The organism is Xanthobacter autotrophicus, from assembly GCF_030015065.1.
GTDB lineage: Bacteria > Pseudomonadota > Alphaproteobacteria > Rhizobiales > Xanthobacteraceae > Xanthobacter > Xanthobacter autotrophicus_D.
In genome coordinates this window covers 1-478 of record NZ_JAIVFN010000354.1, presented here as the reverse complement: position 1 = coordinate 478, position 478 = coordinate 1, and the positions used below count along the sequence as shown (strand labels likewise).

The 478-nt window shown below is 69.7% G+C and carries 1 protein-coding gene; it reads right to left on the bottom strand.

What is annotated here, in order from left to right; all coding sequences use genetic code 11:
• On the bottom strand, positions 1-478 hold a 478-nt coding region (locus K9U40_RS23500), incomplete at both ends, for a gamma-glutamyltransferase (RefSeq protein WP_282892476.1).

The window sequence follows — 478 nt, the reverse complement described above, 5'->3', positions numbered from 1 at the left end:
CAGGTAGCCCTTGTCCAGCATGCGCGCGGGGGAGCCGCCCGGCAGCGGGACGAAGTCGGTGTCGGCCACGTACTTGTCGCGGTCGGCATAGGCGAGGCGTTCGGCTTCGCTCACGAGGTGCACGCCCATCACCGTGGGCTTGCCGCCCTCGATGTCGATGGCCGTGGGCTTGTATTGAGCGAGGTCGAAGTTCTCCAGGATGCCGAGCGCGGAGGCCACGGCGATGCCGCCCGAGGACGGTGGCGACATGCCGCACACCCAGTAGTCGCGATAGGTGGTGCAGACCGGGTCGCGGCGCTTCGCGCGGTAGTTGGCCAGGTCGCTCACCTCCGTGAGGCCGGGGGTGATCGCCACGGCTGGCGAGCCGCCGCTGGTGGTCTTGATCTTGTCGACGATGCCCCGGGCGATGGGCCCGCTGTAGAAGGCATCGGCGCCGCCGCCGGCGATGGACGACAGCGTGTCGGCATAGGCGGGGTTC